The organism is Bacteroidia bacterium (genome assembly GCA_033391075.1).
Classification (GTDB): Bacteria; Bacteroidota; Bacteroidia; order J057; family J057; genus JAWPMV01.
Window position 1 is genome coordinate 7,924,959 of sequence record JAWPMV010000001.1, and the last position, 15,064, is coordinate 7,940,022.

Annotated in this window: 12 protein-coding genes; 6 read left to right on the forward strand and 6 right to left on the reverse strand. The window is 44.7% G+C overall.

Going from position 1 to position 15,064, the window contains the following annotated elements:
* Positions 1 to 17 precede the first annotated feature (17 nt).
* The 3 genes from R8P61_31500 to R8P61_31510 all read right to left on the reverse strand — a co-directional run bounded on the left by R8P61_31500 (position 18) and on the right by R8P61_31510 (position 5,169).
* Positions 18 to 3,236 carry a sialidase gene (locus R8P61_31500; protein ID MDW3651649.1) on the reverse strand — a complete coding sequence of 1,073 codons (3,219 nt, stop codon included), beginning with the start codon at positions 3,234 to 3,236 and terminating at the stop codon, positions 18 to 20.
* A 218-nt stretch (positions 3,237 to 3,454) separates the two neighbouring features.
* On the reverse strand, positions 3,455 to 3,940 hold the full coding sequence (locus tag R8P61_31505; GenBank protein ID MDW3651650.1) for an NUDIX domain-containing protein: 486 nt from the start codon (positions 3,938 to 3,940) through the stop codon (positions 3,455 to 3,457).
* A gap of 5 nt (positions 3,941 to 3,945) precedes the next feature.
* Positions 3,946 to 5,169: an S-adenosylmethionine:tRNA ribosyltransferase-isomerase gene (locus tag R8P61_31510; protein ID MDW3651651.1), complete on the reverse strand. Its 1,224-nt coding sequence runs from the start codon at positions 5,167 to 5,169 to the stop codon at positions 3,946 to 3,948.
* A 252-nt stretch (positions 5,170 to 5,421) separates the two neighbouring features.
* Between R8P61_31510 and R8P61_31515 the strand changes: the two genes are divergently transcribed.
* The gene (locus R8P61_31515; protein ID MDW3651652.1) at positions 5,422 to 6,531 is read left to right on the forward strand and encodes a hypothetical protein; all 1,110 of its coding nucleotides are present in this window, start codon (positions 5,422 to 5,424) and stop codon (positions 6,529 to 6,531) included.
* 114 nt (positions 6,532 to 6,645) lie between these two features.
* Positions 6,646 to 6,954 (forward strand): RNA-binding protein, encoded by a 309-nt coding sequence (locus R8P61_31520; protein ID MDW3651653.1) that lies wholly within the window; start codon positions 6,646 to 6,648, stop codon positions 6,952 to 6,954.
* A gap of 5 nt (positions 6,955 to 6,959) precedes the next feature.
* On the opposite strand, the gene truA is transcribed toward R8P61_31520, so the two are convergent.
* A complete protein-coding gene (gene truA / locus R8P61_31525) occupies positions 6,960 to 7,736 on the reverse strand; it encodes a tRNA pseudouridine(38-40) synthase TruA (protein MDW3651654.1) in 777 nt (258 codons plus the stop codon).
* Between the two features lie 38 nt (positions 7,737 to 7,774).
* On the opposite strand from truA, the gene R8P61_31530 reads away from it, so the two are divergent.
* Both R8P61_31530 and R8P61_31535 read left to right on the forward strand, forming a co-directional pair.
* Positions 7,775 to 8,248: a DUF4293 domain-containing protein gene (locus R8P61_31530; GenBank protein ID MDW3651655.1), complete on the forward strand. Its 474-nt coding sequence runs from the start codon at positions 7,775 to 7,777 to the stop codon at positions 8,246 to 8,248.
* A gap of 165 nt (positions 8,249 to 8,413) precedes the next feature.
* The gene (locus R8P61_31535; protein MDW3651656.1) at positions 8,414 to 8,722 is read left to right on the forward strand and encodes an isoamylase early set domain-containing protein; all 309 of its coding nucleotides are present in this window, start codon (positions 8,414 to 8,416) and stop codon (positions 8,720 to 8,722) included.
* A gap of 61 nt (positions 8,723 to 8,783) precedes the next feature.
* Here the strand turns inward: R8P61_31535 and R8P61_31540 are convergent, their stop codons facing one another.
* Positions 8,784 to 11,231 (reverse strand): hypothetical protein, encoded by a 2,448-nt coding sequence (locus R8P61_31540; GenBank protein MDW3651657.1) that lies wholly within the window; start codon positions 11,229 to 11,231, stop codon positions 8,784 to 8,786.
* A 223-nt stretch (positions 11,232 to 11,454) separates the two neighbouring features.
* A complete protein-coding gene (locus tag R8P61_31545; GenBank protein MDW3651658.1) occupies positions 11,455 to 11,895 on the reverse strand; it encodes an Hsp20/alpha crystallin family protein in 441 nt (146 codons plus the stop codon).
* Positions 11,896 to 12,167: 272 nt separating this feature from the next.
* On the opposite strand from R8P61_31545, the gene R8P61_31550 reads away from it, so the two are divergent.
* Together R8P61_31550 and R8P61_31555 are read left to right on the forward strand one after the other, a co-directional pair.
* Positions 12,168 to 13,511 carry a saccharopine dehydrogenase C-terminal domain-containing protein gene (locus tag R8P61_31550; GenBank protein MDW3651659.1) on the forward strand — a complete coding sequence of 448 codons (1,344 nt, stop codon included), beginning with the start codon at positions 12,168 to 12,170 and terminating at the stop codon, positions 13,509 to 13,511.
* 150 nt (positions 13,512 to 13,661) lie between these two features.
* The gene (locus tag R8P61_31555) at positions 13,662 to 14,672 is read left to right on the forward strand and encodes an alpha/beta hydrolase (GenBank protein ID MDW3651660.1); all 1,011 of its coding nucleotides are present in this window, start codon (positions 13,662 to 13,664) and stop codon (positions 14,670 to 14,672) included.
* Positions 14,673 to 15,064: the final 392 nt, after the last annotated feature.

The window sequence follows — 15,064 nt, forward strand, 5'->3', positions numbered from 1 at the left end:
GAGGCCTCCTTTTTTTATCATTCTTTATGCATCACCAAGGCTCCGACTCCCTTCTCTTTCAGAAGGTTTAAGAACTCAGCAAAAGCACCATTCATAAAATCCTCATAGTCTGCTTTTTGATTGCTGAGGCTTTCATGCAGGAGATCGTGTACGGCTATATGTTGATCTGTAGGTTTGTAGTCGGCTACGGCAACCGCTGAGGCCAGATAGTCAATCCGCTCAGTAAGTTTGGTCGGATAACGAACCATATCCTGACCGGTACCGGTCGTCTGTAATTGATACATCTCATGTTCCATCGCTTGCAGGCTGCTATCCATTTTCATGATCTCGGGCAGTAAGTCGCTATGTTGATCTGCCGCTTTTAGGCTAGCATGCAAGTCCAGCAATTGTCTTCTACTCAGTTCAATCGAATTGATCATTTCTACCACTTGATTCATATCAAAATGAAGCTTTTCCATGAGAGCTGTCTGAGCAGCTATATCCTCCATACTTCCTTCTGAATCCGGATCTTTGAGAACCTTGAGTTCCTGAACCTGGCTTTCCTCTCCAACTTGAAGATGAACTTTATAAGTACCCGGAGGAACTTTTATTGAAAAAGGAGGGAAGTAGGCAGAACGAGTTCTTTGCTTGCTCAGGGGGATCCAGTCTGCATAGATTGCCGGTGTGCGGAAAACGATCGCGTCTGTATTCTCTCCATTGAAATTCCACCATACGCGATTGATGCCTTTTTTCGCTTTGGGCTTCAGCGTTTTTACTGTATCTCCTTTGCTATCTGTAATATGTAGCTGGACGGCTTTTCCGCTTTCTTTCATCCAGAAATTGAGGCTGGCACCGACTTTTGCATCTTCTCCTGCTGAGGCAGTTGGGAAAAACTGCATATTCGAAGCTGCGGGCTGAAATCTATAGGCCTGCCTTGGGGCAAAGAGGTGAGCATCTTTTGCGGCTACTTCGGCTGTCATTTGCTGAACCGGGCTGAGGTCATCCAGGATGTATATTCCCCGTCCATAGGTACCGATCACCAAATCATTGAAATGCTCCTGTACATCGATCCAGTACATAGGCGTATGAGGAAGATTAGCCATGAGGCTCTGCCAGTTTTCGCCATCATCATAGGAGGCATAGAGTTTGCTCTCCGTCCCCAGATAAAGCAATCCTTCGCGTTTTGGGTCCTCCTTGATGTTTCGGGTATAGTTCAGATTTCCTTCATCTATGCCATTGGTGATCTTTTGCCAGCTTTGCCCATAGTCGCTGGTTTTGTACACATAAGGCTTGAAGTTGCCTACCTGATGAAACTCTATGGTCATATAAGCTTTACCCGCATCCCATTTTGAAGCATCGATATTTCTTACGACTCCCAATTCTGGCAAATCCGGAATATTGGCAGTTACATTGGTCCAGTTTTCGCCTCCGTCTTTACTCACTTGAACCAGGCCGTCATTGGTGCCTACCCAGAATACTCCTTTTTGGACCGGAGATTCCTCGAATGCATAAATGACATTCATATTTTCTACTGCAATATTATCTCCCGTCAAACCTCCCGAGAATCCTTGCTTACTTTTATCATTCATCGTCAAATCCGGGCTGATAACTTCCCAGCTTTGTCCTCCATTGGTGGTCCGGTGAATGTGCTGACTTGTTACATAGATCGTATTATTATCGTGGGGAGAAATAAGTAGGGGAAAAGTCCATTGGAAACGGTATTTGAGATCCTTGGCAGAACGTCCTGCTGTGTATTCAGGCCAGACTTCTACCTGTCTGAATTGCTTGGCTTTTTCATTAAAGCGCGTAACTACTCCACCCAAGGGACCCCGACCGGATGCACTTGACCACACGATATTGTGATCGCTAGGGTCCGGAGTTGCAAACCCACTTTCGCCCCCACCGATATCATACCATAAACCTGTCGGAATAAAACTGGGACCGAAGCCTCCGCCTCCTTTGGTACGGCTAGGCCCCTTCATAGCAGGGCCGTCCTGGCGATTGGTCAATACATTATACGGAATGGCATTGTCAGTAGTAACATGATACAGCTGCGCAACGGGAATTTGTACCCGCATCCAGGATTTTCCTCTGTTGTGAGAAATGGAAAGTCCCCCATCTCCAACTACAATCATGCGATTGCCATCTGTAGGATCAATCCACATTTCGTGATGGTCCCAGTTAGGCTGAGAATTAGGGCCTCCCGGCTGTAAAGTTTTGCCCCCATCAATGCTGGTAGAAAAATTGGCCCAGAGGAAATAGATTTCATTGGGATTGTCGGGAGAAGCAGCACAACGAGTATAATAGGCTTGTCTTCCTCCAATGTTTCTATTGGCATTTACCATGTTCCAACTCTTCCCCTTATCATCCGAGCGCCAAAGTTCTCCCGTATCGGTTTCCTCTCCATTGAAAGGCACGCCATCTCCGGTTTCGATTTGGGCATAAACGCGATTGGGGGCAGCTGGTGTAGTAGCTAAAGCGATTTTCCCCATAGGCTTCTGGGGAAGGCCTTTATTTAGTCTCGTCCAGGTCTTACCTGCATCTCTGGACATGTGTACCCCACTTCCTGGCCCACCACTGGTTCGATTCCAGGTGCGAAGCTTAAATTCCCACATACCTGCATAAAGAATGCGAGGATTAGTGGCATCCATAGCTATATCTGAGGCGCCCGTATTTTCATCTACAAAAAGGCTATGCTCCCAGCTCTTTCCTCCATCCATACTCATAAAGACTCCACGATCTTTCTGTTTAGCATAACCATGTCCCAGGGCTGCTACATATACGATATCGGGATTTGTGGGATGCACCAGAATCCGGCCTACTCGTCCACTATTTTCGAGGCCGATATGTTCCCAGCTTGCTCCGCCATCCATAGACTTCCATATCCCGTTTCCGATAGAAACATTGGAACGAATCCAGGGCTCTCCGGTGCCAGCATAGACAATTTCGGGATCTGAGGGAGCAACTGCCAAGGCTCCGATAGCATGGACGGGCTTATCGTCAAAGATAGGCTTCCAATTCAAGCCACCATCTACGGTTTTCCAGATTCCTCCGGTCGCTGCCCCTACATAATAGGTGAGGGGATCGCCTGCAATCCCTGCAACCGAACTTACCCGGTTTCCGACAGGACCTATATGGCGATAATGAAGTTGAGATAGATCTCCTTTTTCAAAGTTTTGGGCCTCTAGCTGAGGCAAAAAAAGGATGAGACATAGCATAGCTAAGCCGGCGCGTTGTAGCTGTAGTTTTGTGCGCATATGTATTTGTGATTTTAGTAAGCCTAAAAGGTAAGGAGAATTCAGAGAAGGTGAAATCTCTTTTGTCTAGCAGGGGAGGGAATAGATCGAAAGAATTGTCATTTCAAGCATGGAAGCTGTCTGGGTATGTGTGCCGAGAAACCCTGAATTTGATCCGAAATGAATACAGGATCTCTCAGCCCGCAGGCCATTCTCGGGCCGAGCTTCGAGATAAGGCTTTATAAAAGCTCAATGCCTTCTATCTCTTCCCGAAAGGAAAGCAAATTCATATCTGCATCATATTCGGCATTGAAGAAGAAGGCTTTCCCATTTTTGAGGTATTGGTAGATTCTCCGGTCTGCATCAGGATGGGGAAAATCTGAAAGCTTATCCAAATCTGCCCAATGCAATTCTCCTTCATCGCAGGGAGGAGCAGGCTGCCAGGGGATTTCAGCCAGATATACCGGACAATTCCAATTGTAGTTGCCTGGAGAAGTTTCAATCAGACTTCCGAGGTATTTGATTTCGCTTACTTCGATTCCTGTTTCTTCCCGGGTTTCTCGTATCGCGCAAGCAGTAGGATTTTCATGTGGATCAAGTTTTCCTCCTATAGGTGTGAAATAACCTTTATGGGGATTTTTTTTTCTCTTTAATAAAAGGACCTGATCTCCGCTTTTCAGGATTACCAGTACTGCATTTCTCTTGATTCCTGGGGAAACTTCCATAGGAGTTAGGGTAAAAGAATGGAACTATCCCCATAGCTGAGGAATCTATAATCATGATCCAGGGCTGATTGATATATTTCTCGCCAATCTTCGCCTACCAAAGCTGCTACAAGGAGGAGGAGTGTCGTATCAGGCATATGAAAATTCGTGATAAGCCCCCGAGAAAGTTTAAAGGAATAGCCCGGCATGATGAGAATGGAGGTAGAGGCATATATGCGCTCGTGTCCGTGGGTTTCCATGAAAAATAGGATAGCGTCCAAAGCTTCTTTCACCGAAATATCTCGATCCGCTTTTTCATAGGCCTCCATTTTTTCAATATGAAATGGATGACTAGCCTCTATTGACTCCTTTCCTTCCAGGATTTGCAAGCCCATCCAGTACAAGCTCTCAATCACCCGCATAGAGGTGGTTCCTACGAGGATAATCTTCCCAACGGCTTCCCGAATCTTCAGGAGACTGCTATGCTTTAGGACAAATTGTTCGCGATGCATATCATGCTCAACTACCGCATCGGATTTGACCGGAAGAAAAGTCCCTGCACTTACGTGGAGGGTTACAAATTCCTGTTCAACTCCTTTCGCCTGCAAACCAGAGAGCAGCTGATCGGTAAAATGCAATCCAGCCGTAGGAGCGGCCACTGCTCCAGACTCTTTTGCATAAACGGTTTGGTACTGTTCTTCATCACTGGCTTGAGCATCCCGTTTGAGATAAGGCGGAAGAGGAAGGTCTCCGCTATGATTCAGGATTTCTGCAAAAGGGATATCTGCATCCTCAAAGCTCAATTGGACCAAATCCTGCGCTCTATCCAGCAATTCTGCCTTGATCAAAATCTCTTTTCCTTGTATCTGCAGCTTTTTCTCCAAAATTTCACCCTCTTTCCATCGCTTTTTCCTACCTATTATACATTTCCAACTACAGTGGGACTTGGCCTGTATGGCTTGTTCTACACTCGCCGGTTCATGAGGGTTGAGCAGGAGGATTTCAATTCTCGCTCCCGTTTTGCGGAAAAACTCCATACGGGCATGGATGACTTTGCTGTCATTGAAAACCAACAAATGCTCTTCTGTCAATATATCAACTACCTCTTTAAAGCTATGGTGCGCTATTTTCCCTTGCTGGTAAAGCAGCAATTTTGATTCATCCCGTTTTTCCAGGGGGAATTTTGCGATCCGTTCTTCGGGCAATTCATAGGTATAGTCGGAGATCCGTATGTCTTTCAACTCTTTCATTGGGGGGCAAAAATAGGAAAAAGTGTTCTAGCGTTCTAGTGTTCAGGTGTTCTTGTGGGGGGAGCTATGGTATAAGCGTGTTTTAGTGTTGAGGGGTTATCGTGGAAAATACCTTGCGCCTCTAACTTCCGTACTAAAACACTGCAACACATTCCCTCCCACCAGATCCCGAGAACACATGAACACAAGAACACCTTTCCTTTTCATTTCTCCTTTTTCCGTTGTTTCTTTAGAATACGTATAAGAAATACTATGAAAAGCTACGGAGACGCTAGAAGAATACTGGGACTGGTTTACATGGGACTGATTAGTCTATTGTTGCTGGGCCTGCTTATAGGAGATACTATCTATCTCACTATGATGCCCTTTGAGGGATTTTCAGATTCCCAATACATCTTTTTATTCCTGCTTTCATGGTTCCTTTTGAGCTTCCCGTTTGATTTGCTGGGGGGATATGTATTGCCGAAAAGGTATGGAAGGAGCATAGAAGATTTGGGACCCTGGTTGTTGAAATGGATAAGAGGAGCAGGTGTCCAACTTTTATATTTTGCGATCAATGCCTGGGCCTTGCTAGGGGTTACAGATCTTTTGGGCTTGTGGGGAGCTGTAGGTTGGTTTGCGATACAGATGATTGTGATTGGAAATCTACAGGTTTGGATGGCGAGAGCTGTTGCCCATTTCCCCGATAAACCAGAGAATGATAGAGGCAGGCTGGTGTTATATCTGGAGAATACAGATAAAGCCTTTACGGGAGGAATTGGAGGAATACCAGGAAATGAAGTGTTGGTTATGCCTACCTATTGGAAAGGGAAATACTCTGAGAAAGTACTGGAAATGCTGCTAACCCGTAGGCATGGAGCCATTTTGAGCAAGGGGCACGGAAGAGGATTTTTGTGGGCCTTTCTCTGGAATATGCTGATTTTTATTGTTGCGGCTCATCTGGGAGGGCTTACAATAGGAACCTTTGAATCCCTTTTCAGCACGATCGCTTATTTTAGTCTCTTTTCTATTCTGAGTTTATTTGGTCCCCTGGTCTGGCTGAGTCGAAAAGCTGTATATGAAGTGGATCGTTGGACCTATTATAAAGGTGCGGATGGAGATGTTTTGCGTGAATCCTTTGCCCTTACTTATCAGCTTAGGGATTTACCGGACGAAAAGCGGGCCCTGGCCGGAATTACACAGCCTATTCCTACCAAAGATGAGCGGGTACAGAATATGCAAACCCAAAAAGATATCAAGGGAGGATGGAACAGTGCCTATCTTTCAGTTTTTCTTTCTTGGTCGGGAATCAACCTGCTTTCGCGCTCTCTTCCTGTTCTTGCAGGTCGTCCGGAACTCTGGGTCTTGTTGCCTTGTGATTAAATTCTGATTAAGAGGTAGATTTTTTTAAAAAATTTGAGCATTTTTTTCTCTGAAAATTTATATTGCGAGAGGTAGTATGGAGCCAAAATTGGAGCCGCTTTATCCTACAGCTTTATGGAAATTTACATTTACAACCTGGACCGCAGCACAGACGAGGATGAATTGCGTGAGTTGTTTGAAGAATTTGGGGAAGTTGATTCTTGCGTAAAACGAAAGCATCCCGATCCTGAGAAAGATAGTTTTTCTGCTATTGTGTCTATGCCCTATAAATTGGAAGCTGATGAAGCTATCGATGAGCTACATGGGGAGACGATAGATGGTCGAGATATAAGAGTATTGGCCTTGCCTGATTCTGTCATAGAAGAGGCGAGGGGAGACGAAGACGAAGAGGATACCGAAGGGCAGAAATGGGTCTTTGAATAAGTCTCTTAGGTATAGCTTATCTCTGAAAAACTTCCTTCCGGATAATTTACCTCTGTGAGAAACAGGCCGCAGGCTTCGGCACTGGGCCCAGCTGCTCTGCGATCCTTTTCGAGTAGGATTCGCTGCATATCATCTGCTGGCCGTTTCCCCCTGCCTATTTCGAGGATAGTTCCTACCAGCCCTCTTACCATGCCTCTCAAAAAACGATCCGCCTGTATATGGAATAGAAGAAGTTCTCCTTTTTCCTCCCAATAGGCATGATCTATCCGGCAAATATTGGTTTTGTTATCCGCCCGTGATTTACAGAAACTGGCAAAATCTTCATGTGCCAGGAGAGTTTTCGTCGCCTTCTCAACAATATTCATATCCAGATCATGCCGCAGCCATAGGGCAAATTCCTGATGAAAGGGGGATTTGTTGCGGCTACACTGATACACATAAGCCCGACTGATGGCATCAAAGCGAGCATGAAAATTCGGAGAGCTTGCCTGATGGATATGGTTTATGGAAATGTCCTTGGATAGGATGCCATTGAGGCTGTGTCGCAGGCTCTGAGGAGGAATACGGTCCAGATCGAAATGTACAATGAGTTGGCGGGCATGGACCCCTGCATCCGTTCGTCCTGCTCCTAAAACAGAGATTTTTTGAGATAAGATGGTAGAGAGAGCCTTTTCCAATTCTTCCTGAACCGTAAAGGCATTATCCTGGACCTGCCAACCTGCGTAGTTGGTTCCCTTATAACTGATATCCAAAACATATCTCATGCTAGTTTCCTTTGGCATAAATTTCATACCTTTGCCGACGATTCACAAAATTAGCAATGATCCAGAGAATACAATCAATTTTTTTGGTGCTGGCTGTATTGGCAAATCTTGCAGTCCTGGCCCTTCCTGTCTGGCAGTCTGATCTGGGCGCGAGTACAGGTACCATAAATGCCTTGATGTTTGATGCGGAAGGTACAGAAGCGGACCTTCAGTTTTTTGAACATACAGAAAGCGGAAGCAAAGCTTTACATACGGGCTTCTTTGCTATGCTCGTGATCTCCTCTTTGCTCCTACTCTTCACGATCTTTAAATTCAATGATAGACCTCAACAAATCAAATTGGCGTATATCGGAATCATTTTGATCTTTGTGGAGATCCTGTGTGTGCTGCTGCTGGCTCAGTCTGGCGCAAATGCAAATCCGCTTCCCGGATTTGCTGGCCCGGTACTTGCAGTGATTTTTGCCTGGTTGGCAGCTCGATATATCCGTAAGGATGACGATTTGGTCAAATCTGTTGATCGTATCCGCTAGGATGTTTTAAATTCCCCAAAATAGACTGGAACTTCTACTTATTTGAATACATCTTTGTTTTAATTAAAATGAAGAAAAATTAACAATTTGTTAAAATAATATTCTTATTTTTGCAATTATTATTAAAATCAATATCGATAATTCTCTTTTTAACAATAGACACAAATGAGTATTAGCAAGAAAGTACTGAAAAGTAAGCCCGTAGTAAAAGTAACCTTCAAACTCCCTAAGAAAGTTGTAGGTACGGCAAACGAAGTCGCTTTGGTAGGAGACTTCAATTCCTGGGATACACGTGCAGAATTGATGAAAAGCCTCAAAAGCGGAGACTTTTCTACTACTGTAGAACTTGAGAAAGGCAAAGAGTACCAATTCAGGTACCTTATCGACGGATCAAAATGGGAAAACGACGGTGAAGCTGATAAATTCGTAGCATCTCCTTTTGCAGATGCCGAAAATTCAGTGGTTGTTTTATAAGAAATGAAATTCAAAAAAAAGCCCGACTCATTTGAGTCGGGCTTTTTTTGTAGATATTTTCTTATTCAATAATAATCTTTTTGAGTAGTCGGCTTTTTGGTCCTCTCAGATTAAGGATATAAACTCCTGCTGGAAGGTTTCGAACTTGCTGAAGAGAGATTTCCTGCACCTGGCCTGCTTTGAGTTGGCCAGAGTATAGAGGGCTGAGTTCCTGTCCGCTAATTGATTGTAGCGAAAGCGTGAGGAACTGATCTTCTTCGACCATGAGTTCGATATGGCCATTGAGTCCAATTGGATTTTGCATCTTCAATTGTAAGAGATTTTGGGCCTCAATAGAAAGCTCTATCGTCTGGCTATAGCTTTGGAGGCCGTTTCTTCCGATCTGATTGAGTCGAAATGAATAGGTGCCTCCCGGTAAAGATGAGGTATTGAATGTATACAAGCGTTTGCCAGAATTGAGTTCGAAAGAGCTTTGCTCTCCTATTTTATAGAAGTTATTGCCATCTCTGCTCGCCTCGATTTCAAACAAGACTTCCTCTTCACTATCTTCTAATACCCAATCCAGTTCAACGGCTTGCTCATGAATTTCGCGAGCGCTGAAACTAAGGACCTGAGGGCTCAAAACTGTTTCCACACCGAAGGCAGAAGTATTTCCATTGGGATCAGTGGCAGTAGCCGTAATAATCGGCTCTGCAGCTGTAATCGTAACAGCAAAGGTTTCATTTACTACATAAGCCCCTGTACCGTCTGTTGCTACTGTGCTGGTTCCAATAAAGGTTTTTCCCTGTGCGCTGGTCGGACTGGTAAAAAACTCCAGCCTGTAAGTAGTGCTAGGGGCACTATTAAATGTTCCGGCTATGGTAGTGCTAGCTCCGGTCGTAAAGCCTGTCAGGACAGGAGCTGCCTGTAAATTATTTCCACCACTCAATTTTATGCCCTGTACAGGATGGTCGTAGATGCTGTTGTTGAGAATGCTATGTCTGAGGGTGCTAGCACCATTGACTTCGACTCCTCCCTGGAGATTATTAGCAATAAAGTTGCCTTCTCCAGCAGCTATCCCTCCAATTTCTGTATCCAGAGCCCCGGTATTCATCAAAACGCCTCTACCTGTATTGGCCAGATTGAGTAGACCAGAAAGATCTGTTCCGATATAATTATGTTTGATAATCGTTAGGTCTCCTCCTGCACCGCCTATGCTGATTCCATTGGTTCCATTGCCTGAGATGACATTAGCTCCCGCAGCAGTAGCATCTCCAATGATGGTATTTTCTGCACTGGTGATAGCGATTCCCGAAGCTCCATTTCCTACAGCTGCAGTCCCATTGATGTCGGTGCCGATGAAGTTGCCGTAGACATAATTGGTATCTGTGGCATTGAAACCTATACCTGAGGAAATGTTTCCTGAAATAATGTTTCGTGAAGCAGCTGTAGTGCCTCCGACGATATTCTTTTTGGCACCATTGCTAAAATCCAGGCCATTTCCGCCATTAGCTAATGATCCTGTGCCAGCAGCATTTGTACCGATAAGGTTGCCTCTTACTTCATTTCCTATAGAAGTAGCAGTGGTGATACTTATTCCATTGCTAAGGTTTCCAGAGATAAGATTGCCCTGACCTGCGAGGATTCCTCCAATCAGGTTACTGTCTCCTTGAATGGTAATACCATTCGTCAAATTTGCGACAGCTGTATTTCCTCCAATATTGGTTCCTATATAATTACCATAAAACTCAGACTTACTTCCCGAATGGTCTATTCCTACCCCATTTCCTGAGATGAGGTTGAAAAGTGTGCCCGTTGTTCCTCCAACGGTAATCACAGTACTCATGAAAGTGCTGATCCCGGTACCATTGGCTATAGCAAGCGTGCCATTTGGATTTGTTCCAATTCTGTTTCCTGTGATAGAAGCAGTATCTACCAGGGTAAATCGGATTCCATACAGAGTATTCCCGGAAATTACATTTCCATCTCCTGCATTAGTGCCACCGATTGTAATATTATCTACATTCTGGGCCTCTATACCTGCGGATGCATTCGCTGAAGCAGCTGCACCAGTTGCATCTGTACCAACGAAACAGCCACTGATTTTGGTGTCATTGGCTAAAATCACAATGCCGCTAGCTGTACATCTGTTTACGATGATTCCTCTTATATGGGAGCCTCTTGCTGTAGCGCTAAGGTAAAATGCCCAGGTAAATAAATTTTGGGCATTGATTTCTATAACCGGTGCGAAAGCCGCATAAGCCGGATCAGAACTTCCATCTACAAATACAGAGTCCGTAATATTGGGAAGGACTGATAATAAGGTAATCGTTTTTGTCCCGACTCCACCAATGTTGAATTCTATCGTATCCAAAGCGGCGGGCGTAATGGTGTTTGCATCCAGTATTGCCTGGCGCAATGTTCCGGCACCCGCATCACCTACATTGGTAACGGTATAAATTGTTGAGTAGAGAGTACTTGAAGTTAGGGTAGTAAAGATGAGAAAAGCAATAATCTTTCTGAAGCTCATACGTCAAATTAAATAAAGCGTTCGCATGTCCTGAATTGAGCAAAGAAGATAGGGGGATGTAATATTCTACACGCAAAGATACGAAAAAATGCGGATACTGCCTAAGCAATATCCGCACACCACACAACCATGAAACACATTTAACTCAAATCTACTTCGCTAATCCCTCGTCCGCTTTATTATACTTATTTTATATGTTTGTACTTGTTTGTTTATCAGTATGTTAGCTGATTTCTATCTGCCTTGCAGGCTTGGGAAGAGCCTCTTCTCTTTTGGGGAGCTGAAGGTACAATACCCCATTCTCAAACTTCGCTCCGATTTTGTCAGTATCGACGGTTTCGGGCAAGGTGAAAGAACGCTTGAAGGCACGAAAGGAAAACTCTCTTCTTGTATACTTTCCGCTCTCCTCTTTCTTCTCCTCTTTTTGCTCTATTTCTGAAGAGATGGTCAGTAAATCTTTGTCAATAGAGATCTTGATGTCATCTTTTCCAAGGCCGGGGATAGCAAGCTCCAGAGAAAAATCGGTTTCGCTTTGCTTGATATTCACGGCAGGCAAATTGCTTGCAATGGGCCTGGCGTTGAAAAAGTCATCATTCAGGATTTCATTGAATATACTGTTGAAAGTAGGGAATCCGTTGCTTCTGTTTCTTACTGCCAATTTCATATCTATCTGTTTTTTTAAGTTTTACGTTTTTGATTACACCAGACAGAGAATCAATTCCGGTGCCATGGGCCAAAAACTGCTAAGCTGGCACTTTTTGGGAAAATTTCATGCCTTTTTGGCAGCATTGCGTAAAATGTAATGCCAAAATGGCACCCATTGTGTCCTCCTCTACTTATTTCAAGCAGATTGTGGAAAAAGCAGAGCATCTTGTCCTCACTTTTTTCGTTCTAAATACTAGCTTTGCATTTGGTATTTATCACACTCTCATCTCAATGAAGCAAATCCTAATCATTGGCGCCGGACGTTCGGCCAGTACACTTATCGACTATTTGCTCAAAGTTTGTCAGGAACACGATTGGCGCATTCTATTAGGAGATTTGAATGTCGAATTGGCAAAAGAAAAAATCGGAGGCTCTGCTTTCGGTACAGCTTTTACGTTTGATGCCCACAATGAAGCTGCAGCCGATGAAATGGTGAGTAAAGTGGATTTGGTGATCTCCATGTTGCCGGCCCGTTTTCATGGATTGCTGGCCAGGCCCTGTCTCAAGTACAAAAAGCATTTTATTACAGCTTCTTATGTAAGTGAGGAAATACGGGAGATGGATAAAGAGGCCAGAGAAAAAGGCCTGCTCTTTCTCATGGAGTGTGGGCTTGATCCGGGCATAGACCATATGTCAGCCATGCGTGTGATGGATCAGATTCGTGCCAAAAATTTGGAACTCAAAGGCTTTGAAACCTTTACCGGAGGACTGATTGCGCCGGAAAGCACCCTCGACAATCCCTGGGAATATAAATTTACCTGGAATCCCCGCAATGTCGTTCTGGCCGGTCAGGGTATCGTGAAATTTATCCAGGAAGGACGCTATAAATATTTCCCCTACCACAGACTCTTCCGCCGAATAGAAATGTTGCATGTGCCTGAATACGGCTATTTCGAAGGCTATGCCAATCGCGACTCTCTCAAATATCTGGATGTCTACAAACTGAGAGGCATCAATACCTTATATAGAGGAACCCTCAGACGTCCGGGCTTCTGCAAGGCCTGGGACATCTTTGTGCAATTGGGGGCCACTGATGATAAGTATGAAATGGAAGGGGTAGATAAAATGACCCATCGACAATTCATCAATTCTTTTCTCTCCTATGATCCCCACAATTCCGTAGAGTTGAAACTGGCGCATTATATGGGCCTTGATTTGGATGGGGAAGAGATGTTTAAATTGAAATGGCTGGGACTTTTCAAAGAGGAATTGATTGGTTTGGAGAAAGGAACGCCTGCACAAATTTTGGAACATATCCTCAAAAAATCCTGGACCCTCAAGGAAGAGGATAAGGATATGATCGTTATGTTGCACTTGTTTGACTTCATAGATCAGGGGAAAAAACGCAGGGTTCAATCTCATATGGTGGTCAAGGGAGATGATTCGCTCAATACCGCCATGGCTAAAACCGTAGGCCTTCCCATGGCCATAGCCGCCAAGCAACTTTTGCTCGGAAATATAAAAGCCGAAGGCGTCCAGATTCCCGTCGTTCCGGAAATCTACAATCCCATCCTGGATGAGCTCAGCTTATTGGGGATAGATTTTGTAGAACGTGAAGTGGAATTGGTAAATTGAGACTTCAAAGTAATACTAAGGCGGCGAGGGCCATCAAAATTCGGTGTTCGGGGCCGGGCAGTGGGGAGGCTTTAGAATTTTGACGGTTTTTGCGCCACTTTTTTCCGTAAAAAAGTGGCAGAAAGCCCAAAAAACAATCCTAACAAACTTATGCGCTACTTCAAATGGTTTCTCGGAATACTAGCCCTCATGCTACTCATCTTTGCCCTGGGACCCAGACCTGATACCCCCAAATTTGAAGAAGAAATTCCGGCTGTTGATGTTCCTATGGACAACCTCAACTTATTCCTCAATGCTGTTGAGCGATTCCACAAAAACCTCAAGCCCGACAATCAGGCACGTATCATTTGGGCAGATACCAATTATGAGCAAACGGAATACAGCCTCTTGTACTTGCATGGCTTTAGCGCCAGTCAGGAAGAAGGAGCCGCCATGGCCAAAAGTGTGGCGCGTAGATACGGCATGAATCTCTATCTGGCACGTTTGCAAGCACATGGTTTGGCCGGAGAAGATGCCTTGCTGGAATACAGAGCTGATAGTGTATATTTTACCTCCATTGCTGCTTTGGGCATGGCGAAAAAAATAGGCAGGAAGGTCATCATCATGAGTACCTCTACGGGAGGAACCCTGGCCTTGAAACTGGCTGCCGATCATCCCGAAGCTGTAGATGGCCTCATCTGTTATTCCCCCAACATCCAACTTTTTGATACCAGTGGAGAAGTACTGGTATGGCCCTGGGGATTGTCTCTGGCGAAAACTGTTTCCGGTAGCGATCACCGGGAATTTCCAGCCGATGAATACACCCAGAAATACTGGACCCACAGATACCGCATGGAAGCCGTTGAGCAATTGGTGGTGCTGATGGATCATACCATGACCCCCGAAACCTTCCAGGCAGTAAAAGCACCTTTGTTTTTAGGCTACTACTTTAAGGATGAAGAAAATCAGGACAAAGTAGTTTCCGTCCCTGCCATGCTCGACATGTATGAGCAATTGGGTACGAATGAGGCCAAAAAGAGAAAGATTGCCTTTCCAGAGGCTGGCGATCATGTTTTGGCCAATCCGAGGAAGTCAAAGTCTTATGGTGAAGTGAAGGAGGAGACTTTTCGTTTTGTTGAGGATATTTTGGAAATCTCTCCATTGGATATAAATTCTAATTAATTCCTTTTATAGTACTTTTCTTTATGTTTTGTTAGGCTTTTTCTTCTTTTCATCTAAGGAAAAGAAGAAAAAATCAAGCTGCTGCAAAGCCGCGCGCATATCCGACCCCCGCACCCGATGCAGCAGCCTGGCCCCGGCGCGCAAGGGAAACGTGTTGAGGTGTTAGGGTGTTAGTGTATTGGCGTTGAGGTGAATCCAAATAAGCATACTAACACACTAATACCCTAACACCTTCCCCTTCTCCAGGCGCGCAGGATCGGCAGCGCCAATCGGGAAAAGGGGCGGCTCAGTGCGGCTGGCTTTGGGCGCTGCGATTTTTGACTCCATCTTTTTCTAAAAAAGATGGAAAACACCCTCAAAAAGAAATCTCAAAAAATAAAAAGGCTTAGTTG

Excerpts from the sequence above, each read along its gene's own strand:
- R8P61_31535 (MDW3651656.1), top strand. The coding sequence starts at position 8,414 with ATGAGTATTAGCAAGAAAGTACTGAAAAGTAAGCCCGTAGTAAAAGTA.
- truA (MDW3651654.1), bottom strand. The coding sequence starts at position 7,736 with ATGCCAAAGGAAACTAGCATGAGATATGTTTTGGATATCAGTTATAAG.
- R8P61_31555 (MDW3651660.1), top strand. The coding sequence starts at position 13,662 with ATGCGCTACTTCAAATGGTTTCTCGGAATACTAGCCCTCATGCTACTC.
- R8P61_31510 (MDW3651651.1), bottom strand. The coding sequence starts at position 5,169 with ATGAAAGAGTTGAAAGACATACGGATCTCCGACTATACCTATGAATTG.
- R8P61_31500 (MDW3651649.1), bottom strand. The coding sequence starts at position 3,236 with ATGCGCACAAAACTACAGCTACAACGCGCCGGCTTAGCTATGCTATGT.
- R8P61_31520 (MDW3651653.1), top strand. The coding sequence starts at position 6,646 with ATGGAAATTTACATTTACAACCTGGACCGCAGCACAGACGAGGATGAA.
- R8P61_31530 (MDW3651655.1), top strand. The coding sequence starts at position 7,775 with ATGATCCAGAGAATACAATCAATTTTTTTGGTGCTGGCTGTATTGGCA.
- R8P61_31540 (MDW3651657.1), bottom strand. The coding sequence starts at position 11,231 with ATGAGCTTCAGAAAGATTATTGCTTTTCTCATCTTTACTACCCTAACT.
- R8P61_31505 (MDW3651650.1), bottom strand. The coding sequence starts at position 3,940 with ATGGAAGTTTCCCCAGGAATCAAGAGAAATGCAGTACTGGTAATCCTG.
- R8P61_31545 (MDW3651658.1), bottom strand. The coding sequence starts at position 11,895 with ATGAAATTGGCAGTAAGAAACAGAAGCAACGGATTCCCTACTTTCAAC.
- R8P61_31515 (MDW3651652.1), top strand. The coding sequence starts at position 5,422 with ATGAAAAGCTACGGAGACGCTAGAAGAATACTGGGACTGGTTTACATG.
- R8P61_31550 (MDW3651659.1), top strand. The coding sequence starts at position 12,168 with ATGAAGCAAATCCTAATCATTGGCGCCGGACGTTCGGCCAGTACACTT.